The organism is Metabacillus sp. SLBN-84 (genome assembly GCF_053629595.1).
Window position 1 is genome coordinate 3,717,674 of record NZ_JBRJIP010000001.1, and the last position, 20,496, is coordinate 3,738,169.

Genomic DNA, 20,496 nt, shown 5'->3' on the forward strand with positions numbered 1-20,496 from the left:
GAAGGCGTTCCCGGGTTTTACTGTTTCCTAGAAGGAAAATACTCTTCTATTCATTCTCCCTGCTAAAATTCGGCATCCGAATCATTGCAAGTTCTAATCATTTGCTCATGACATGCAGATAAAAATTCAAGTCCGTTTCTAAGTGCTTTTTCATCAGCATTTCCGCTTTTTCACCGTCTCTTGCTTTGATTGCTTCATAAATTTCTTCATGCTCATCAATAAGATGCGGGCGATTGTAGATCACAACGGTCTTTCTAAATAAATAAATGATTGCCTGCATGCGATCAATAATATCGATCATGACAGGATTATTGCTGGCATTGACAATATCATTGTGGAAATTTTCGTTGGCTGACATGATTTCTTTTTTCGTGCCTTTTCTGCCAATCTCAACATACTCGTATAATTTTTCAATATGATGTTCTTTCAGGAAGTTTGCAGCACATCTGGCCGCGTACCCCTCCAGCAGGATTCTGACGCTGAACATATTCCGCAAATCCTTCTCCGTTGGATTTACTACCTTCTTGTTGACTACAAGTCCTTCGTATTCTAATTTCCTTATCGAATCTCTTATCGGTGTTCTGCTGACGCCAAGCTCAGCTGCAATTTTCTCCTCAACGATCTTAGTCCCGCCAGAAAGCTCACCATTCAAAATTTTATCCCGTAGAATTTCATAACAATGATGATATGCCGGTCGTGAGCTGTTACTTTCAAGCACAAAATTCACCCCAGTTTTTCTGTTTCTAATAATACCCATAGTACCAGATTATTTTAATAAAATCACTGAAGTGAAAAGTAAACACTCCATTAAGTATACGATTAAATAAAAAATGTATACAACTTAACCCTAAAATGTATACAAAATTTTATAATTAGTATACAATCAGAAATGTAAACGCTTGTGAAAGCGATTACTTAAAGACTTCTATTCAGAAACAGTCTTATCAATTTGGAACCTATTATAAAAATTTCATCGGATTTTCATAACATAACGCATTGGGAGGAAAACATCATGACAAAGAAGATTGGCTTCATAGGACTTGGAATCATGGGAAAACCTATGGCATTAAACCTCATTAAAGCGGGACATACATTGACAGTTAATGATCTTAACCAAGAAGCAGTCCAAACACTATTGAAAGCGGGTGCAAAGGAAGCCCGTTCGCCAAGAGAGACAGCAGAAAACAGTGATATCATCATCACAATGCTGCCGGCATCCAAACATGTACAATCTGTCGTTTTTGGAGACAATGGCATTTTAGCAGGGGCAAAAGAAGGCTCCATCATTATCGATATGAGCTCGATTACTCCAGGGGTTTCAATTGAATTGGCTGATGCTGCGGCAAAAAGAGGCGTTGGATTCCTCGATGCACCTGTCAGCGGCGGTGAAACGAAAGCAATTGACGGAACATTGGCGATCATGGTTGGCGGCAAGGAAGAAGTATTCGAAGCTGCGAAACCTGTTTTACTCGATATAGGCAGTACGGTTACCTTAGTTGGAGACAGCGGCTGCGGAGTTACAGCCAAATTAGCCAACCAAATCATTGTGAACCTCAATATTGCCGCAATGTCAGAAGCACTTATATTAGCTGCAAAAGCCGGAATAGACATTGATAAAATGTATCAGGCAATCAGAGGCGGATTGGCAGGAAGTGCGGTGCTTGATGCCAAGGTTCCATTAATCCTTGAAAGAAACTTTGCTCCAGGCGGGACCATTGCGATCAACATGAAAGATATCACGAACGTAATGGATACAGCTCATGAGATTGGCGTTCCGCTTCCATTATCAAGCCACCTATTAGAAATCTTCCATGCATTAAAAGCGGATGGAAAATCAATGGATGATCACGGCGGTATCGTTCAGTATTATGAAAAACTTGCAAATATTGAAGTAAGGGGTTCTAGTATATGAGCAGCACTAAAAGAGTAGCAGAAGACGTTTTTGGCAACATACCTTCTGTCGATACAGACCTTGTACATGCAATGACTGAAGAGGAACTTATGCATTTGAATAAAAAAATCATCGTACTCGATGATGACCCAACCGGTGTACAAACCGTTCATGGCGTTTCTGTATTCACAGATTGGACTTTTGAAAGGATCGACGAGGGCTTCCGGGAAGACACTTCCATGTTCTTTGTTTTAACAAATTCTCGTGGATTTACTGCTGCAGAAACAACAAAAGCACACCGGGAAATGGCTGAAAACATTGTAAAAGCAGCGAAAAAAAACAAACGTGAATTTATTATTATCAGCCGCGGTGACTCAACTTTAAGGGGTCACTACCCTCTTGAAACTCAAGTTTTAAAAGAAACAGTTGAAGCAAGTTCGGATTACACGTTCGATGGCGAAGTGATCCTTCCCTTTTTTAAAGAAGGGGGACGCTTCACAGTCGATAACATCCACTATGTTAAACAGGATGAGTATTTAGTTCCTGCAGGGGAAACTGAATTTGCAAAGGACCGCACCTTCGGCTACACCAAATCGCATTTAGGCGAGTGGGCAGAAGAAAAATCCAACGGTGAATATCAGGCGGAGAATATGACCTATATCTCACTTGAAACCATTCGTGCATTGGATATTGACGCCATTGAGCAGCAGCTTTTAAAAGTAAAAGATTTTAATAAAGTAATAGTCAATGCCGTTGATTATGAGGATGTAAAAATCTTTGCGATTGCTTTAATTAAAGCCATGAATAAAGGAAAAAACTTTATGTTCCGAAGTGCGGCCGCACTTACGAAAGTAATGGGAGGTATAACCGATAAAAGCCTGCTCACTTGCGAGGAAATCATGAGCGAGGACAGCAATAATGGCGGATTGGTTATTATCGGCTCCCATGTTAAAAAATCAACCGAACAATTCGAAGAACTGAAAAAGTCGGATTCAGTTGAATTTATTGAATTCAACGTTCATCTTGTACTAGAACCTGAAAAATTCGCAGCAGAACTTGATAGAGTCGTACAGACGACAAATAAGCTAATCATTGAAGGAAAAAATGCGGCCGTTTATACACGAAGAGAAAGGCTGGATCTTGGAGAAGGAAAAAAAGAGGAAGAATTAAAGCTTTCTGTCAAGATTTCCGATGCCGTAACAAGTATTGTAAAACGGCTGGAAGTACGACCATCCTATATCATTGCTAAAGGCGGTATTACCTCAAGTGATATTGGGACGAACGGCCTTGAAGTGAAACGTGCAACAGTAGCAGGTCAAATCCGGCCCGGAATTCCGGTCTGGACAACCGGCAGCGAGAGCAAGTTCCCTGGGATTTCCTATGTGATCTTCCCTGGAAACGTCGGGACAAAAGACGGATTTAAGAGAAGTTGTTGAAATGCTTAGTACAAGGGACCGAAAATAGGGATAAATAGCGGTTTGGCCCTGTGGTAAGGAGTATACACCCGTTTTATAGTCATTCACCTGAAATGAATGAAAAACCTGTGTAAACTCCTTGCTGCAGCGGTCTGCCTCTAAAGAGAGAGGGAGAAAAAATGCCAATTATTTCAGTCACAATAGGGGTTGCCCTGTTATTAGTATTAATGATGGGTTTAAAGTTAAACGCTTTCGTAGCTTTAATCATCGTTTCGCTGGCGGTGGGAATTCTAGAAGGAATGACACCGGTTGAGGCAGTCGAATCCATTGAAGCCGGTCTTGGCGGAACGCTTGGACACCTTACCATGATTATTATCTTCGGTGCGATTCTTGGTAAGTTAATGACAGATTCAGGCGGCGCGCAGCGTATCGCGACAACGCTGATTCATTCCTTCGGGGAAAAAAGAGTTCAATTAGCTTCAGTTATTACTGCCGCTGTTGTTGGAATCGCTTTATTTTTTGAAACTGGGGTTGTTGTTTTAATTCCGTTAGTATTTACGATTGCGACAGCTGCCGGAGTACCGGTCCTCTATCTTGGTATGCCAGTAATTGCTGCCCTGATTACGATGCATGGTTTCGTGCCTCCGCACCCCGGTCCAACTGCTGTTGCAAATGTTTTTGGTGCAAATATTGGTTTAACGATGATTTTGGGAATCATCATTGCGATTCCTGCCTTTATTCTTGCAGGTCCTGTTTATACAAAATTATTTAAAAAAGAAGAATTAGAGATCGACATTCCAAAAGGTCTATTTAATCCAAAAGAATTCAGGGAGGAAGAACTTCCTAAGTTTGGAATCAGCCTTTTCACTGCGCTTTTACCTGTTATTTTAATTGGTTTACAGACGATGGTAGAAATTTTCGCACCTGAATCATCCATTTCATCGGTAACTGATTTTATCGGAAATGCAAATATTGCCCTTTTAATTTCAGTGCTTGTGGCCTTCTTTACCTTTGGATTGAATATCGGAAAAAAAATGCCTGACATTATGAAATCTCTTGCTGACTCTGTAAGCGGTATCGGGATGATCCTATTAATTATTGCTGCAGGCGGTGCGTTCAAGCAAGTATTGATAGACAGCCATATTGACAAATACATTTCCGATCTTATGGCAGGCTCTACCTTATCCCCGCTTGTGCTGACCTGGCTGATTGCAGCCATCCTGAGAATTGCTGTAGGTTCTGCAACAGTAGCAGGTATGACAGCTGCCGGCATCGCTGCACCTCTTATTGCTACAACTGGTGCAAGTCCGGAGTTGATGGTGTTAGCCGCCGGTGCGGGAAGCGTTACCTTTTCGCACGTAAATGATGCCGGCTTTTGGATCTACAAAGAATACTTTAACCTCACCATTGGAAAAACGATTAAAACCTGGTCGGTTATGGTAACAATCATTTCTCTAGTTGGCCTTGCCGGCGTCTTAATCCTGGATCTATTTATCTAACAAGCAAAAAGGCATTGTTCCCGGAACTATGCCTTTTCCGCTTACATCGTAAACTTCTCTTTTTATCGAGTGTAGTCTATTATTCCTCATAAGCCCAAGCAACAATTCTTAACATCTTTTTATACCCTCAGATCATACAAGCCACATGATAAGCGCTGTATCGAGCTATTTAGAAAGTGGAAGTGAATATAAACAATAGACATCTTTTATCCTAAAAGATGTCTATTGTTTATTCCTTTATGTCCAAAAGAACATCGACCTATTTTAAAAGAGCCAGCATCAGCCCCATAACCCTCAGCTTTTCAATCTAACACTATAGAATCTCATTGCCAATAGACTGCCTTCCGACTCGAAAATTCCTGCTTCTATCAGTTTTTTCAGCCGATATTCTAAAAACGAATCGCCGACATACTGCTGTAAATGCCCAAGTACTTCACCAATTAATCTTGCAGATTTCATAAAGTCCTTTGTCTTTGTTTTACTCTGCAGCTTTTTAGCCGTGATTATCATAAAGTCATCATAATAATCTTCCGGAACGCTCTGTAATCCGCCATTTCGCCAAATTCTTAATGTTTCTTGACCATCTGAAAGAGCTAGCCACTCTTTTTCTAAATCTACTCTATCATGATCTTTAACGAACTTTGCATGCCCTTGTTCATAGAGTACTTGAAGCTTTTCAGGGGGAATTTCACCTGTATGAAGTGGTACGTATTTACCCTTTTTCACTTCCAGTATTTCTTTATACTCATCTGCCGTATTAATAAGGTCAATATCCATACTTTTATCCTTTAAAAGATAACTAATAAATCGCAGCCCTGTCTGTTCATGAGCGTTATTGGAAGTCCATATGGTTATATGAGTTCCTTTTGGAATAGCCTCTATTTGGTTAAAAGCTTTTTCAACATCTTGTTTATACCATTCACCATATTCCTCACTTACGCACCGCTTCATCCACTCAAACCTGGATTGCAATCCATTATTTTCATGCAGCTTCCAAACTGGGCCGATTGAGAACATCTCACCAAAAGAGATAACCTTGTCTTCTTTCTCAATACCCATTTCCTTTAAAACAAACTTTAAACTCCCTGAAACTGATGTACCGAATACAATATGTATCATTATAAAGCTCCCATCTATATTTCAATCGTTCTCCAGTAACTTTGTATTAGAAGAAAAATTTGTTAAGAAAAACACTCTTCCGTACGCATCCCCCTGGCTAAAATCCAGCCGTTTAATCCATAAGAAGATTCAACTATGTAGTATATATACCTGTTTTTCACAATATGATCGGTTAATTCCTTTACATTTCTATAATCCATCGGCCATCCATAGTCTTTTGATTCCTTCAGCAGCTCCTTATGATCCTCAGCAAAATCTTTAATATCACCTTCAGTAATGTCAAAGAGAATGCTGCCCGGCAGCTGGTTTTCAAAATAGTGCGCAAAGACATCATTAAACAACAGCTTTGCTTTTGTTCCGAATTCATCTACTGCCTTCATTTCAATGCAGGAGTTTTCAAAATCAACTTGATAGGTAAGGATTTTGCTGTCGTGAATGCTGAACATGGAAGCACCTCCTTAATTGGCCATAGTAAAGTTCTTCTCACTAACCCTTATGGTCACTCAACTGGTACTTGAACTTCCTGAAGACTTCAGGTGGTGAACAATCTGCCTCTTCATCAGGAATATAGTACTCCCGATCATGGTAAGGCAGTTCGATCTTTTCCCAATCAAAGTCCTCTTCCACGCACTTAATGTACATGTCGTACCCCTCACCATCTGATGGAAATAAGCCAATCCTTGATTCTTTATGTTTCAATGCCGTATCAATCGCTTCTTTCATTTCCAGTAAAGCTGCCTCGTTGGCAACAAGGAAGGCACTGTGATGCCACATCCGCTGGCCGTACATATGGCACAACGGAACAGCCTCATCCTCACCATAAAACTGTTTGCTGTAAGCGTGTTTCAGCTGATTCAAAACACCTTTCGGATCTTCCACATCCAAATAGGCATCCATTTCGGTGTCTTCATACTGTCTTTGCCCGTCCCGGAACCGCGAAAGAAAGTCATGATATAACTCATTGTTTTCCACAAACAGATATCTCTCCATCGCATCATCAGGATCCGCTATCAAGTAGTAGCAGTGAAGTTCTCTCGCATTCTTCTTATAAAGATAATGAAAAAGCGAATCTGTTATCTTCTTCGTTTCTGTCAGCTGGTAGTTGTGCTTCTTTAGTTTATTCGGCCTGATGATCTCATGAACAAACGGGATCCCCGGTATATGGATGGCGGTAAACAACTTGGCATCAGCCATTGTTTCATCTCCTTTCTACTAAAAACCTATGTTTCTATTTTAATCCATCCTATCCTGCTTTTCCCTCTATTAAAAAGAAAACCAGATTCACTCTCATATATAGTAAAATAAGGAAAAGGAGAGATGACCGTGTTTACAAAGGAACAATACATGCCTGAGGTTGAAGGCAGGTTTATCAATAGAAGACTTCATCCGGAGCATCCGCATATCGTGATCCTCAACTATACGGATCATGCTACATACGAAAAACGCTGGAATGATGTCACCATTCATTGCAGAGGGCTGATCATTGATGAGTCAACAGGCGAAGTGCTGGCAAGACCGTTTCCGAAATTTTTCAACTATGGAGAGATGACGGAATTAGAGTCCGGCATCCCTTTTTCTGAAACGCCGGAATTTACGGTCAAGCATGACGGTTCGTTAGGCATTTGCTACAGAATCAATGATCAAATCTACTGGTCTACACGGGGGTCTTTTGAATCCGATCAGGCGAAGGCTGCTCAAATGATCTGGGATCAAACCTACTCCCATGTCCAGGTTCCGCCTGAAGTGACACTGCTGGTGGAAATTATCCATCCTGCTACGAGGGTGGTTGTCGATTATGGCGGCATGACCGATTTAATTATCATTGGGGCCGTCAACAGGTTCACAGGCCATGACTACAGCTATGCCGAGCTGCAGGAACTCGGAGCAGCTCTCGGAATGCAGGTCACAGAGCAAATCAAGCTGACGGTTGAAGAAGCCATCAAATTAAAAGACACCATGGACCATAACAGTGAAGGCTGGGTCCTCAGATGGTCCAACGGCATGAGGCTGAAAATCAAGGGAAACAGCTACCTGGACATACACAAAATTGCGTACGGCCTTTCAGATAAATTAAAAACCGAATACTGGGCACTTGGAAAAATAGAAGAACTAATCTTGAAGATGCCTGAAGAATTCCGAAATGAAATCGAGGGCTTTAAAGCTATCCTGGATCGTCAGCTCATGGAATTGACAACAAGCATTGCCCATCACTATTCAAGTGCAAGCGGAAATTCATCCGACAGGAAATCATTTGCCATCTATGTGAACCAGTATGTCCCCCGCGAGCTGAAATACTTAGTATACAAACAGGCAGACGGGAAATTGACGGAGCAAACCGTCAAGGAACACATCTACAAAAATTACCTCAGCTATAAAGGAGAGAGATTGAGTAATGCCATCCTTTCATATGCTGATCGGGTTACCCGGAAGCGGCAAATCCACCTATGCTGAAAAGCTCGCAAAAGAAATCGATGCAGCTGTCTTCTCCTCCGACCTGCTCAGAGAAGAACTGCTTGGCAATGTGCATGATCAAAGCCGGAACGATGACATTTTTGAAGAGATGCATAAACGAATCAACCTTCACCTTGCTAATGGTGGAACTGCCATTTATGACGCCACCAATACGAACCGCAAACGCCGGAAACACCTGATCAGCCATGTCATCAAATGCGAAAAGAAATTTGCCTACTATGTGAATGAACATTATGACACCGTAACAACACGCAACGCGGGTCGCGAGCGCAAGGTTTCAAAGCAGGTCATTGACCGAATGTACAAGTCCATGCAAATACCTTTAACATTTGAGGGCTGGGATGATGTCATCATCGTCTCAGGCGAAAAGAGCATCTCAGACGCCAGACAAGCTACGGAGAAACTCATTACATCCGAAACGGACCATGATCTGCTTTTTACACAGCTTGCTTCCTATATACCTGACTTTCATTCCATCTACAATGTGCCGCATGATTCTTCCTACCACAGCTTTTCCATAAGCAGGCACACATACCACGTGTGGAAGACCATTCTGGAGAATCACCAGGGCACAGACAAGCTCCCATTGCTGTGGGCCGCTTTGTTTCATGATGCGGGAAAAGATTTCTGCAAGTCATTTATCAACTACAAGGGGGAACCGACGAAATACGCCAGCTTCCTTGGACATGAATACGTGTCCTCCCAGCTGGCTGTCTACTGGCTCACGGCTCTCGGCTACGACAAACCCTTCATACAGGTAACAAGTGACCTTATCCAAATGCACATGATCCCAATGAAGGCCTCGGAAAAGAAAATGAAGGAAGTCGAGCAGCTGATCGGTGAAGACGCCTTCACTAAACTGCTCATCCTTCATGAAGCAGATATGGGCGCCAAGTAAAGAGTCTCAAAGTATTAAGCACAGGGATGGTTTCCAGCCATCTCGTGCTTCCAAATGGTCAAAAACCGCATGTCCGTACCGGCAACCTGGGCGACCTGCTGTTTTCAACTTTTAAACATCATCCGTATCAACCTGGAGGAACCATGAAAGACGATCTATCTCATTTTTTGCACGAACACTTTAACAGCCTAAAACTTGAGCCACCCCTCTTCTATTCGTCTCCATACGGCATACGCTTTGAAATTGCTATACCCTGGATGAAACATGAGGACAAACGCAACCTTCGCCAAATCGAAGAACGAAGCACAGGCATATTCAATAAAGTGTTTCAAGTTGGAGATGACGTGCTTTTAATAACCGACATTCACTGCGGAAGGCACGACCGGTCCCTTCAAAAAAGACCGGCAAACGTGTACCAAAAATACATAAAAACAAAAGCGTTGCTGCAAAACCTGCAGCATAAAACACTGCCCAGCGCCTTCTCAGATGAAGAAATGGTCACACACCGTTTCATTCTTCCCTGCAAAAAAAGCGACATTCGGTACAGCGCACTGCTGTCTGCCATCAGCTACGAAGACTTCCGGCACCCATCCACCATCCTGAAGGGCTTCCCCAAAATGGGGATCAATATTTTTTTTATAAATACCACCAGGAATACGATTTACCATCTCTACGATGACCGGGGCTGTGACGTCATTGCATCGAGAAAAGAAGATTTGCTCCCGCTCTATCACGGGCTTAAAGAGTGGATACTGGATTATGACCGGGAGGAGATTGATGGGGTGTTGGGGATTAATTCTGCAATCTAATTTATAAAAAACCTTGAAAGGCTTTGCCAATCAAGGTTTTTTATAAACATTAGTGGTTTTTGCGAACAATAATCCCGATTATCTGGGTGAGAACCGGAGTATTGTATTGAAAGCAGATGAAGAGATTTATGATGAAAGAGGGCTGACTTTGACGAACATTTAAGTCTTTCTCCTACTCCCCTTCCAAAGGAAATTCAAGCCGGAAAACAGTGCCCCTATGTTTTACAGAAGAGACATGAATGCTGCCGCCATGGAGCTCTGCGATTGCGCGGGCGATGCTCATTCCCAGGCCGGCGCCTTCTGTCTGCTCATCTGTGCTTGTGCCGCGAAAGTAGCGGTCAAAGAGGTGCTGGACCGTTTCTTCGTCCATTCCCGCACCGTCGTCAGAGATGGTGACAACGGCGGACTCCCCCTGTCTGCTGACTGAAGCGGTAATGCTCGTTCCCTTTGGATTATGCTTGATGCCGTTATAGATCAGGTTATCGAGCATCCGCTCAAACCAGCGCCGATCTGCATGGATGTAAAGGTTTGAATCTGTGCTTTTAAAATGAAAGGGAACATCTTCAAGGGTGCGGTCGTTGGCAAATTTAAGAAGGATGTCCCTTACTAGTTCATTCAGTTCAGCAGGCTTCAGCTGATGGGGGAGCGACTGGTTTTCGAGCTGGAAGGCAAGGGAGAAATCCTCAGTTAAGGCCGTCATATAATCTCCTTTTTCCCTGATCATCTGTCCCATGTCCTGAAGCTCTTCTTCTGTCCAGCGGTACTGTCCGCTTTCAAGCAAATGGGCATAGCCCTGGATTGTTGAAAGGGGTGTCCTGAGGTCGTGGGATATGCCGGTCATCCACTCTTCACGCGTTTTTTCCAGCCGGTCTCTTTCCTTGTCTGCGGCAGAAAGCTTTTCGGCCATTTCGTAGAAGGCCCCGATCACTTCTTTAAAGAGCTTATACTTCAGGCGCACCTTCCCATTTTTTTTGAAGACTTTTTTGCGCTCTTTTTCTGTCAGTACTTCCCCGTAATTCCCGTATCCCATCCTTTCCAGCCAGCTGGTGAAGAGAAGGAGGGGCTGGCTGTACCTGAATCCCTGCCAAAAGGAAATGCCTAACGTTAATGTGAGCAGAACCACTCCGAGGATAATAATGAGCCTAACAATTTCGGTAAGAATGGAGAAGGTCACTGGCTCTGCACCTTGCTTGGGTGTATGCAGAATCCAAGTAAGACCAGATTTCGGATCCATGAAAATGGCTGTATGGGTTTCGAATTTTCCTGGTGAAGTTGTCCTGACAAGCACATCCAGCGGCTTGTAGTCTTCCTTCATCTTTTCAGAGCCGGTTGACTGGACAACTTTCCCTTCCTGGTTTATCACCTGGATCGAGCCTTCCATTTTCTCTAATTCCCTTTCCAGCTGCTTAAGGTTTTCACCAGAAATCCTGCCATTGCTTGAATACAGTGAAAACAAGTGCTGGAGGCTTTCCTGCTCATTATTTTCATATCCAAGCATATAAAAATACGGCTTTTCAAAGGTGGTATCGACTTGGGAGTAGACGTAGAAGCCTTCATATTGGTTCGTTTTTTCAATCTGGAGAATCTCGCTGACTGAGTATGAGCCAGGCAGGAATTCAGGTGTATTTTCTGATCCGATGACGTCTCCTTCCATATCAACAACCTGCACCCAGAGATTCCGTTCTTCAAGCTGGTGTTTCCACACATCGCTGATGGTGGCCTTATTTTCCTCGATCTGCGTTTCAATCGCAATGTTTTCAAGGGCGCCTTCAGGGAAGTTTTGCTTCATTTCTTCTCTGTTTACATGCATCAGAAGCACAAATAGAAGCACCAAAGAAATAATCCCAACAAACACCATGATGGAAATGAACTGAAGGGAGAAGTGAAGAGCCAGTCTCCGCCTGAGCGACCTCAACCCTTTTTCTCCTTGACCAGCTTGTAGCCCAGCCCGCGCACGGTCACGAGCAGTTCAGGCTGGCTCGGGTCTATCTCGATTCTTTCCCGGATCCTTCGAATATGTACTGTAACGGTGTTGTCATCCACAAAGCTGTCAAATCCCCATACAGCTTCAAGCATCTTCGTCTTAGAAATGACGGTATTCGGGTGCTGGCACAGATACTGCAGCAGGAGAAATACCTGGGCAGGCGTCTGCACGGCCTTGCCCTCGACGATCAGTTCCCCTGCTTCTTCATCCAGGATAAAGCGCCCGAAATCATGCTTCCTTCCAGTCTCTTTTAAGGAAGGCGCATGAGCTTGGTTCCGCCGGAGCCTTGCCTTAATCCTCGCCGCGATTTCAAGCGGGTTAAAGGGCTTGGTAATATAATCGTCCCCGCCGATCGCAAACCCTGTCAGCACATCAAGGTCGGAGACGCGTGCTGTTAAAAAAAGAATATAAGCGTTGGAGATTTCCCTGATTTTCGGGCAAATATTGAAACCGCTCTGTCCGGGAAGCGTAACATCAAGCACCACGATATCAATAGGGTGCCGGGAAACACACTCAAGCGCATCTTCTGCAGTATAAGCTTTGTGTATATGGCTGAATCCTTCTTTTCTAAGAACCGTTTCCATTAATTTAACGATTGATTTTTCATCATCCACTAATAAAATTTCTGTATTCTCCACTTTTATCCACCTCGGTGAATATCGTAGCACATAAACATTACCAGAATATTAACAACTCTCGGAAAAGTTTATCAGAAAGTAAACTTCTGTTTCTTCAAGGGAAATAAAGGCGGCTTATACTGAGTAAAAGAGAATCTTCCAAAAAGGATGCAGCAGCCGAAGATTGGTTTGCTACCCATCACAAGTGAGAGTTTCTAGGGTATGAATTTAAAAATAATAAATTGGAGGATAAATACGATGTCAAAAGAAAAAAGCGATGAAATGAAAAACGAAGGTGCCGCTTTGAAGAATGCCCAGCCGGCCGCAGACAGCACCAGACCGTTCGGTGCCCACATCCTTATGAGCTGGTGGAAGCCACTCGCAATCATCGTTGTGCCATCGGTGGCGCTGGTTGTCGTGCAGGTCTTGTTCCGCCTGGCGGTTGGCCTCATTGAGGGCAGCGATGAACCGCTGTCACCTGCCTATACACCGTTGAGGTTTCTATCAGACAGCTTGAGCATAGGCGTCACAGGTGTACTGGCGGTCTTGCTTCTCGTCTGGATGGCCAAAGTGCCTTGGCGCAGCCTGCTCAGCTCACCGCGGGCATTCGACAGACAGCGCTTCGTGCAGTACCTGATCAGTGCGGCGCTGCTTGTAGGCTTCGGGATCGGTGTGATTGCGCTCGTCGCACCCGAAGCACCGGGATGGACGGCCTTCGGTTTTACTGGCACAACGATGGCGATGCTTGTAGTCACCTTCTTGTTCACCCCGATACAGTCCGCAGGGGAAGAGCTGATGTATCGAAGCGCCGTCATGCCGGCCGCTGCGTCCTGGGTGCGTCCAGTCCTCCCTGCCTTGGTCGTCGGCCTCCTGGTATCCAGCCTTCACTTCACGGTGATGCACGGTTCGACCGATCCTTGGCTGTTTGGGTACTTCTTCGTTGTCGGCGCCTCTACAGCGCTGATTGCCATCATCAGCCGCGGCATCGAGGCGTCGATCGCGTTTCACGTCGCCAACAACGTCATGATGTCGACCGTCAACTCGCTCATGGCTGACGGCAAAGTATACACCTTGGACCGATCCACTGAAACGGGAGATGCGTCCCTGCTCATCCTTGCCTCCGTCAACGTCGCCATGGTCGCATTTGTCTGGATGCGCGAACGGCGGGCGGGCGTTGCCAAGCAGTCGGGATTGACAAATGATATGAAATAAATACGTAAAGTGTACGCATATTACAATCCGCATACTAGGTATGGAGCAGGTATTTTTAAGAGTAACAGCCTTTACGTTTAATAGAATGCAACTTTCCCGGAGAGTGTTGCGTTTAATTCATGAAATGCTAGTGCGATGATTCATGCCTCTAAAATCAATCCGTATGAAAGAATAAAAGGCTTAACACGCAATGGTTTATAGGAAAGCAGCAATCAAACATTCTCCATAAAGGGGTGACCGTCTATGTTAACTTCCAATCCGTTAAATATATCCGGAAAAACTGTAAGGAAAAGGAAGGAGCCTGGCTGGCCTGAAATCGGAATAATGGGCCTCGCATATGTTGTACTTGTGATCGGAATCGCACAAATCATTAATATGACCACGGAGGATGCTTCGGTCATAAGCGGGATCAGTTTTGCTGCATTATCAGGTCTAGCCGGATTAGGTGCTTTCCTTGCAGCTTATGTATTGCGTATTCGCTCCAGAGAAGCTTTCGGCATCCGAGGGACATCTGTACGATGGCTGCTGGCTGGCATCGGCTTCGGGATTGGTGTCTTACTATTCACTCGTATTGTCGCCCTGGTTATGTTTTATATCGGAGTCAGCGGCAATAACACCCAGGTGTCTTATGAATCTGCAGCGAGCGGAGGCACTCTTGCATTCATCTTTCAATTTCTGATGATTGCTGTATTGACACCGCTTGGTGAAGAATTTGCTTTCCGCGCCGTTTTAACCAATGCCCTGAAAAAGTATGGTCCATGGATCAGCATTATTGGCAGTGCTCTTATTTTTGCTGTGGTTCACGGTTTGAATGAAGTATGGCTGGCTGCTTTCGCGACGGGTTTGGCCACTGGTTATTTGTTTTACCGGACGGGCTCAGTGTGGCCCGGGGTTATCGTCCATGCAACCTACAATGGATCGATAACAATCCTGACTGCAGTTGTGGCTAGTTCTCTTTAAAGACTGGGCTCCTATCGTTGCAGAAATGATAAAAAAGGGGTAAGTCATAATGGAACCAACAATAAGTAAGGAACGAATGGATGTTATTGATTTAATTCGAGGGTTTGCCTTAATGGGTCTTCCTTTTGTTAATGTGCTTGCTCTTTGGAGAACAAACGTCAATTTATCAGGAACGCAACAGGATATTTTGGTTCAGCGTTTCTTGTATTTGTTTGTTGAAGGACGCTTTTACGCTATATTTTCCTTTTTGTTCGGATTGGGACTTTGGATTTTCTTATCCAGGGCGAAAGAGAAAAGTGACCATCCATCTGCCCTTTTTATTCGGCGTATGCTGGTTTTACTTGCAGCAGGAGTCTTGCACCACCTAATATACGATGGCGAAACCTTGCTAATCTATGCAATTATGGGGCTTCCTGTTTTTTTTCTTGATAAGGCTCCAAAACAGATGAACCTAATCTTAGGTATAGCAGGAATTATTCTAGCAAGTTATCTTGAAAATAAACTGCTTGCCATTTTCCCCTTTTTTATATTGGGTCTGGCATTCGGGCAATATCGTGTATTTGAACATTATATAAAAAATCGAAAAATGTGGACGATGGCTGCTATTCTTTCACTTGCTGCAACATGTATTGTAGCTGTTTTTCTTTGGCAAGAAGCACCTGACAATGGATCGGCTAACCGTATGACTGGGCTTGAGTTATCCGACGCACAAATCGACTCCAATGTTGCCTTTTATGCCTTTACAGAATTGTCCTTAGCATTTGCTCCGTTTTTCTCTGTTTTTTACGTCAGTTTTCTTGTTTTGCTTGAACCTCATTTTCGGAAAATGTTATCCCCATTAAATGCATTCGGGCGAATGGCGTTTACCAATTACATTGGTCAATCGGTTATCCTGATTATCATTGCGATGTTTATTCCAGTTAATACGGCAGTTTCATACACGACTTCAGCGATAACGTGTCTCGTTGTAGTAAACGTGCAGATCATAGCTTCTTCGTATTGGCTTAAGTATTTTAAATATGGCCCATTAGAATGGCTTTGGAGATGCGGAACGTATGGAAGCTGGCTTTCAATACGAAGATAAACAGATGCAAAAAATTCAAATTAAGAAACTTTGAAAGGAGAGAGTTATTCTTGCGCAATAAAAAGTGGTATTTCCCAGGAATTGCGCTGATCGTCTTGAGCTTCGCCGGAACGGCTTGCAAGCCGCTTAAGTATGTCGACAAGTTGTCCTCACACGAGCAAAAATGGGAGTTTACACAGGACGAGCTGAGTGCGCTCACCATCGAGAGCGAATATGACGTGAACATGGAGTTCATCGAAAGCCCCGATGACACCAACTATGTGGAAGTCAGTGGAAATATGCAGCAAAACACAATCGATCAGTTGAAAGAGACAGAGATCACAGGGAATACGCTGGAACTCCCACTGCAAAAGGATGTGAAATTAGCAGCACCTACCTATAAGTCTATTAAGACGAAGGTTATTGTAGCGTTGGCGGACGAAACCAGACTGCAGCAAATCAGCTATAAAGCGGACTTTGGCAACACCAGCTTTACCGGTTTGAAAGCGGAGAATATCGACTTGTCCGTTTCTTCCGGCAAACTGCGCGCGGAAGCTATCAGCGCCGGGCGGTTGAGTTTAACCTCAAAATCCGGGGGTATTACGGCGGAGCAAATCCAGGGGGATGCAGAAATCCAGCTGCACTCAGGCGAAATCAAGGTGGATGGGCTGAAGGGCGCTCTGGCGGTCCAGTCCACAGCCGGCAACGTTACTGTGACGGGGCAACGTTCGGATAGCCTGGATATCTCCGTTCGCAGCGGAGATGTGACTTTGTCACCCGATCCGGAGTTCATAGGATTTTATGACTTGAAGACCACTTCCGGAAACATCACAGCGCCCGAATCCCCTAAAAAGACGACAGATGTTATCAAGGTAAAGACCGTTTCGGGTGATATTCGGATTGGCAGGGTTTCCCCAAATTAAATATACAAAAGGGAGTTGAGGAAATGTTCAAAGAGATACGCAGACGTAAAGCAGCGCGGCGGGTCAAGGCCGGTAACGGGCGTCCGCTAAAGGATTTCCGCTGGTGGCAGCAGCTCTCCCGTGCACTGTTTTACCTCACATTGACAAACGATGCTGGCCGGCAAGCAGTGTTCGCAGTTGACGTCCCGTATTGGCAGAAGTTTTTCTCTGCAGATGACGATAAAGGAACGGCCCACCTATACCTCGATGGCAAACATTACGCCGAGTCTAAGCTCCCTGCCGCCTTCTCCGTGGCTGGAGGAACGATCGAGGTAGCGTCCACGGTCTTTGGCCTCAAACGCTGCCATTTCGTAACCAACGAAGGAACGGTGCACCAGCTTATTCCGGATGAAAGTTCCGCTGAAGGACGGCGTGCCCGTCTCGATCGCGAACACCCCGCTTTGAGCCGCTGGATCAGTTTCATTTCGCTGATCATGCTCATTGTTCCGATGGTTTTAGCCATCCCTCAGATCATCGATGCGGTCACCCAGGTACCCCAGATCGCTCAGCGTTTCGGGACCTTTAACTCACCCATTACTCTGCCGGCGTGGATCAACATTGGACTCGGCTTCTGCGCCGCAGCAGGGAGCGTGGAGCGCGCAACGCGACTGCGTTGGAATGCATTGCTAGACGGGAACTTTTAGTAGCAGCCCGTGTGATTCAATTTATATTTTCTTGCTTCAAACGCCCTCTTACACTCTCAATGCCATCCGGATGACAATAGCTATCCGAATCTGTAAGCTCTGTGAAAAACACATCCGGCCGCCCCGCCGCACTCACCACATGACGAAAACTGGCTTATACTCAATCCACAATCACTTCACATATACAGGCGCTGGAACTCCTCTTTCCCTATGATTTCCGACTTTTTCATACGTTATTTAAATACCGCTTCTTTCCTGAAAAACCTATCAATTAGATCTTGTACTATTATATATCCACCCACATTAAAAAAAGCCTTAAACGTATTTCACATTACCTGTTATCTATCATTTCTAGATGCAAATTTGTATTCAGGCTTATCATCAATAATTAAACCTTGAGAGGCAAAAGCCAATCAAGGTTTATTGATATTATTCTTGCAACTTATCATTATTTCAATTTTTTTGAAGCATTAGTTAGAGATGCATAAAAGCATAGCAGCCACCAGCAGAATCATCGTGGGGCGTCATGATGCAGGAATACAAGCTGGATGAGCCGAATAGTAGGATGAAGAATTTTTTACCCTGAATCAATGTTCACGGGATTTTCAACTGTTTCTTATTTTGAAAGATTAAACTAATCAGTGAGGAGACTGGATGTATGCAAACAGTAACCAACCTTTTTTCAGATCAGCTGGACATGCATTGGCGCGAGAATGACTGGTTTGCATCCTTGGAGCAGGCGCTTGATGGAGTAACCGCGCCTGAGGCATCATGGACAGGTTCGGGAAAGAGCAATTCGATATGGCAGATTGTCAACCATTTGATTTATTGGAATGATGACGTCATTCATCGAATCAAGGGCACAAAAAACTCGCATAAAATAAAGGATAATGAAGAAACCTTTGCAAATCCCGGGGATCCGGAAGACGAAAATGGCTGGGCCCAAACATTACAGCGCCTTGATGAAGTCATGATTCAATTCAAAACCGTCATCGCGGAACTGGATGACGAAAAGCTAAAAGCCCCGTATGCAGCGAACAGGTCCTCCATTGAGCGCTTAATCAGCAGTATTATGATGCATGATTCTTATCATATTGGACAAATTGTTTTGCTTCGGAAGTTACAATCTTCTTGGGGCGGGGTTGATTGGTCTTAGTGGGCTCCAGTTTTAATGTAATTGAAAAGAAGCAGGAACCTGTTAACGGGTTCCTGCTTCTTGTTTTAAAACAAATTGTCGCGCACTCCATCGGTGGAACGGAGCTGGGCATCATATGGGTTACCTTTTCCTAAAATTTGTTTCTATCCAGCATTAAAGGGTTAAAATAATCGGCCCGTTTTTCGTCAGGATAATCGTATGTTCCACTTGGGCGACATAGCTCTTTTCCGTAGCAAAGGTCCAGCCGTCATCCAGTTGGAACACTTCTTCTTCAGAGGTGGAGATAAACGGTTCGAAGGCGATGACCATTCCTTCCTTCAGGATTTCATCATCCCACGGGTCATTATAATTTAAAATATGGTCAGGGGCTTCGTGGATTTTACGACCGATCCCGTGACCGGTAAGGTTTTTGATAACGGTGAACCCATGCTGCCGCGCTGTTTCGAATACCGCTTTACCGATTCTGCTTTTCTTGGAACCAGGCTTTGCTTTCTCAAGGCCCGCTTCAAAAGCTTTCTTCGCAGCTTCACATAATTTCGTTAAGACTTCTTCGCCTTTTCCCACAACAAATGAGATCCCCGTATCAGCGAAATAACCGTTCTTGGAAGCAGACACATCGATATTGACTAGGTCGCCTTCCTTGATCACCCGGTCGCCCGGAATCCCGTGTGCCACCTCTTCGTTCACACTAATGCACGTAAACCCGGGAAAATCATACTCGCCTTTTGGTGCTGAAACGGCCCCTGCTTTTTCAAAAAGCTCCCCGGCCAAATCATCAAGCTCTTTCGTCGTAATGCCGGGAACCGTTTTTTGAACCAGTTCATCCCGAATGGACGCGATAATCTTTCCGATTTCCTTCAAACCGCTGAAATCTTCTTCTGTCTTAGCAATCATTTTTTCTACCTCTTTTTCTTTTTCTTCTATAGGAGTCATTATTCCATTGTTTCATCGAAAATACCCGGAATATGCTTCGGGATCAGTCTGCCGGACAATCTACTCTTTAGATCCTCCACTAAACTCTATGACATGTAAACCCTCAGATGCATCTGGCTTCTCGAAGAAACTTGTGACATGATGAAACACCGCTTCCGTATCAAAAACCGCTCGTTCAGGTTGTTCCTTACGTCTTTTAGCAATTTGGCGCAAGCACTGTTCATCACTCAGGTTGAGATAAATCATCTGATGGTCTGCATGAAGCTCTTCAGCCATCTCTAATAACCATTTGCGCAGCTTTTGTGTGTTGGCCGGAAAGTCCATAACTACATCTGTACCGACACATAATATGTTTTGGACGTGCTTTTTCACCAGTGGCTTTAGCTGAAGGGAAAATCGTTTGTAATCCTCAAATGATTCAATCTGATTGGGATAAAGAGATGATAGCCATTCATCCTCTGACAGCAATACCGCACGTTTATCTAACGCCAATCGTTTTGACTCCGTAGATTTTCCAGCGCCCATTTTTCCGCAGAAGAAGTATAGGGTTCCTGGTTGGTTCAATTGCTATCCCGCCTTTATTAATAATTGGTTTTATCGTTGATCGTTCTTCTTACTCAGCCTTGTCCATCTACGTTTCAAAGGGATTGGAATTAAAAGGATGCAAATCTACAAGGGTACTTACTATTCCGGTAAGGGCCGATTGCTGATCTGCAACCATTTCCTTGGACCGTCTGCAGCCATTAGCAAGTTCATGTTCAAGAAACTCCATGTCTGGGCGGCCAAATTAGAATTAGCCGCATCTGCCGCAACTCTGTTATGAAAGGCAATCTGAATATCACACGAGGTTCAGCCATTCATC

General features: G+C 44.2%; 19 protein-coding genes and 2 pseudogenes. 12 read left to right on the forward strand and 9 right to left on the reverse strand.

Annotated features, from left to right (window positions below; translation table 11 throughout):
- Nucleotides 1-97: 97 nt before the first annotated feature.
- Complete coding sequence (locus RKD52_RS18790; protein ID WP_454100898.1) at nt 98-757, reverse strand: GntR family transcriptional regulator; 660 nt, start codon at nt 755-757, stop codon at nt 98-100.
- A 255-nt stretch (nt 758-1,012) separates the two neighbouring features.
- Between RKD52_RS18790 and garR the strand changes: the two genes are divergently transcribed.
- The 3 genes and pseudogenes from garR (at nt 1,013) to RKD52_RS18805 (ending at nt 4,805) form a co-directional block, all read left to right on the forward strand.
- Entirely contained in the window at nt 1,013-1,912 is a 900-nt protein-coding gene (garR, locus tag RKD52_RS18795) for a 2-hydroxy-3-oxopropionate reductase (protein ID WP_454100899.1), read from the forward strand.
- Nucleotides 1,909-3,355, forward strand: a pseudogene (locus RKD52_RS18800) (four-carbon acid sugar kinase family protein). The gene garR and the pseudogene RKD52_RS18800 overlap by 4 nt, the downstream one beginning before the upstream one ends.
- A gap of 130 nt (nt 3,356-3,485) precedes the next feature.
- The gene (locus RKD52_RS18805) at nt 3,486-4,805 is read left to right on the forward strand and encodes a gluconate:H+ symporter (protein ID WP_454100900.1); all 1,320 of its coding nucleotides are present in this window, start codon (nt 3,486-3,488) and stop codon (nt 4,803-4,805) included.
- Nucleotides 4,806-5,099: 294 nt separating this feature from the next.
- Here the strand turns inward: RKD52_RS18805 and RKD52_RS18810 are convergent, their stop codons facing one another.
- From RKD52_RS18810 to RKD52_RS18820, 3 genes are all read right to left on the reverse strand, one after another.
- Nucleotides 5,100-5,924: a DUF1835 domain-containing protein gene (locus tag RKD52_RS18810; RefSeq protein ID WP_454100901.1), complete on the reverse strand. Its 825-nt coding sequence runs from the start codon at nt 5,922-5,924 to the stop codon at nt 5,100-5,102.
- A gap of 62 nt (nt 5,925-5,986) precedes the next feature.
- Nucleotides 5,987-6,370, reverse strand: a complete 384-nt coding sequence (locus tag RKD52_RS18815; protein WP_454100902.1) for a hypothetical protein — start codon at nt 6,368-6,370, stop codon at nt 5,987-5,989.
- A 40-nt stretch (nt 6,371-6,410) separates the two neighbouring features.
- Complete coding sequence (locus RKD52_RS18820) at nt 6,411-7,118, reverse strand: hypothetical protein (protein ID WP_454100903.1); 708 nt, start codon at nt 7,116-7,118, stop codon at nt 6,411-6,413.
- Nucleotides 7,119-7,247: 129 nt separating this feature from the next.
- Here RKD52_RS18820 and RKD52_RS18825 point away from each other — a divergent pair, with 129 nt between their 5' ends.
- The 3 genes from RKD52_RS18825 to RKD52_RS18835 all read left to right on the forward strand — a co-directional run bounded on the left by RKD52_RS18825 (nt 7,248) and on the right by RKD52_RS18835 (nt 10,103).
- A complete protein-coding gene (locus tag RKD52_RS18825; protein ID WP_454100904.1) occupies nt 7,248-8,375 on the forward strand; it encodes an RNA ligase in 1,128 nt (375 codons plus the stop codon).
- Nucleotides 8,317-9,294 carry an AAA family ATPase gene (locus RKD52_RS18830; protein ID WP_454100905.1) on the forward strand — a complete coding sequence of 326 codons (978 nt, stop codon included), beginning with the start codon at nt 8,317-8,319 and terminating at the stop codon, nt 9,292-9,294. Before RKD52_RS18825 ends, RKD52_RS18830 begins: the two co-directional genes overlap by 59 nt.
- Nucleotides 9,295-9,437: 143 nt before the next feature.
- A complete protein-coding gene (locus RKD52_RS18835; RefSeq protein WP_454100906.1) occupies nt 9,438-10,103 on the forward strand; it encodes a DUF3885 domain-containing protein in 666 nt (221 codons plus the stop codon).
- Between the two features lie 172 nt (nt 10,104-10,275).
- Here the strand turns inward: RKD52_RS18835 and RKD52_RS18840 are convergent, their stop codons facing one another.
- Nucleotides 10,276-12,018 (reverse strand): sensor histidine kinase, encoded by a 1,743-nt coding sequence (locus RKD52_RS18840; protein ID WP_454100907.1) that lies wholly within the window; start codon nt 12,016-12,018, stop codon nt 10,276-10,278.
- On the reverse strand, nt 12,015-12,725 hold the full coding sequence (locus RKD52_RS18845) for a response regulator transcription factor (RefSeq protein ID WP_454100908.1): 711 nt from the start codon (nt 12,723-12,725) through the stop codon (nt 12,015-12,017). The genes RKD52_RS18840 and RKD52_RS18845 overlap by 4 nt, the downstream gene beginning before the upstream one ends.
- 237 nt (nt 12,726-12,962) lie before the next feature.
- Between RKD52_RS18845 and RKD52_RS18850 the strand changes: the two genes are divergently transcribed.
- The 5 genes from RKD52_RS18850 to RKD52_RS18870 all read left to right on the forward strand — a co-directional run bounded on the left by RKD52_RS18850 (nt 12,963) and on the right by RKD52_RS18870 (nt 17,545).
- Entirely contained in the window at nt 12,963-13,916 is a 954-nt protein-coding gene (locus RKD52_RS18850) for a CPBP family intramembrane glutamic endopeptidase (protein ID WP_454100909.1), read from the forward strand.
- A 243-nt stretch (nt 13,917-14,159) separates the two neighbouring features.
- On the forward strand, nt 14,160-14,876 hold the full coding sequence (locus RKD52_RS18855) for a CPBP family intramembrane glutamic endopeptidase (RefSeq protein ID WP_454100910.1): 717 nt from the start codon (nt 14,160-14,162) through the stop codon (nt 14,874-14,876).
- 49 nt (nt 14,877-14,925) lie between these two features.
- Entirely contained in the window at nt 14,926-15,960 is a 1,035-nt protein-coding gene (locus tag RKD52_RS18860; RefSeq protein ID WP_454100911.1) for a DUF418 domain-containing protein, read from the forward strand.
- A 50-nt stretch (nt 15,961-16,010) separates the two neighbouring features.
- Complete coding sequence (locus RKD52_RS18865; RefSeq protein WP_454100912.1) at nt 16,011-16,862, forward strand: DUF4097 family beta strand repeat-containing protein; 852 nt, start codon at nt 16,011-16,013, stop codon at nt 16,860-16,862.
- A 23-nt stretch (nt 16,863-16,885) separates the two neighbouring features.
- A complete protein-coding gene (locus tag RKD52_RS18870) occupies nt 16,886-17,545 on the forward strand; it encodes a hypothetical protein (protein ID WP_454100913.1) in 660 nt (219 codons plus the stop codon).
- Nucleotides 17,546-17,582: 37 nt separating this feature from the next.
- Here the strand turns inward: RKD52_RS18870 and RKD52_RS18875 are convergent.
- Nucleotides 17,583-17,693 (reverse strand): annotated as a pseudogene (locus tag RKD52_RS18875) (tRNA-dihydrouridine synthase); the annotation flags it as partial.
- Nucleotides 17,694-18,203: 510 nt separating this feature from the next.
- On the opposite strand from RKD52_RS18875, the gene RKD52_RS18880 reads away from it, so the two are divergent.
- Complete coding sequence (locus RKD52_RS18880) at nt 18,204-18,701, forward strand: DinB family protein (protein WP_454100914.1); 498 nt, start codon at nt 18,204-18,206, stop codon at nt 18,699-18,701.
- Nucleotides 18,702-18,854: 153 nt separating this feature from the next.
- Here the strand turns inward: RKD52_RS18880 and map are convergent, their stop codons facing one another.
- Both map and RKD52_RS18890 read right to left on the reverse strand, forming a co-directional pair.
- Nucleotides 18,855-19,595 carry a type I methionyl aminopeptidase gene (gene map, locus RKD52_RS18885; protein ID WP_454100915.1) on the reverse strand — a complete coding sequence of 247 codons (741 nt, stop codon included), beginning with the start codon at nt 19,593-19,595 and terminating at the stop codon, nt 18,855-18,857.
- Between the two features lie 99 nt (nt 19,596-19,694).
- Entirely contained in the window at nt 19,695-20,198 is a 504-nt protein-coding gene (locus RKD52_RS18890; protein ID WP_454100916.1) for an AAA family ATPase, read from the reverse strand.
- Nucleotides 20,199-20,496: the final 298 nt, after the last annotated feature.

Bases quoted from the DNA above. Each gene is read 5' to 3' on its own strand.
- RKD52_RS18855 (WP_454100910.1), top strand. From the start codon at position 14,160: ATGTTAACTTCCAATCCGTTAAATATATCCGGAAAAACTGTAAGGAAA.
- RKD52_RS18815 (WP_454100902.1), bottom strand. From the start codon at position 6,370: ATGTTCAGCATTCACGACAGCAAAATCCTTACCTATCAAGTTGATTTT.
- map (WP_454100915.1), bottom strand. From the start codon at position 19,595: ATGATTGCTAAGACAGAAGAAGATTTCAGCGGTTTGAAGGAAATCGGA.
- RKD52_RS18830 (WP_454100905.1), top strand. From the start codon at position 8,317: ATGCCATCCTTTCATATGCTGATCGGGTTACCCGGAAGCGGCAAATCC.
- RKD52_RS18880 (WP_454100914.1), top strand. From the start codon at position 18,204: ATGCAAACAGTAACCAACCTTTTTTCAGATCAGCTGGACATGCATTGG.
- garR (WP_454100899.1), top strand. From the start codon at position 1,013: ATGACAAAGAAGATTGGCTTCATAGGACTTGGAATCATGGGAAAACCT.
- RKD52_RS18810 (WP_454100901.1), bottom strand. From the start codon at position 5,924: ATGATACATATTGTATTCGGTACATCAGTTTCAGGGAGTTTAAAGTTT.
- RKD52_RS18790 (WP_454100898.1), bottom strand. From the start codon at position 757: ATGGGTATTATTAGAAACAGAAAAACTGGGGTGAATTTTGTGCTTGAA.
- RKD52_RS18850 (WP_454100909.1), top strand. From the start codon at position 12,963: ATGTCAAAAGAAAAAAGCGATGAAATGAAAAACGAAGGTGCCGCTTTG.
- RKD52_RS18820 (WP_454100903.1), bottom strand. From the start codon at position 7,118: ATGGCTGATGCCAAGTTGTTTACCGCCATCCATATACCGGGGATCCCG.
- RKD52_RS18835 (WP_454100906.1), top strand. From the start codon at position 9,438: ATGAAAGACGATCTATCTCATTTTTTGCACGAACACTTTAACAGCCTA.
- RKD52_RS18805 (WP_454100900.1), top strand. From the start codon at position 3,486: ATGCCAATTATTTCAGTCACAATAGGGGTTGCCCTGTTATTAGTATTA.
- RKD52_RS18860 (WP_454100911.1), top strand. From the start codon at position 14,926: ATGGAACCAACAATAAGTAAGGAACGAATGGATGTTATTGATTTAATT.
- RKD52_RS18870 (WP_454100913.1), top strand. From the start codon at position 16,886: ATGTTCAAAGAGATACGCAGACGTAAAGCAGCGCGGCGGGTCAAGGCC.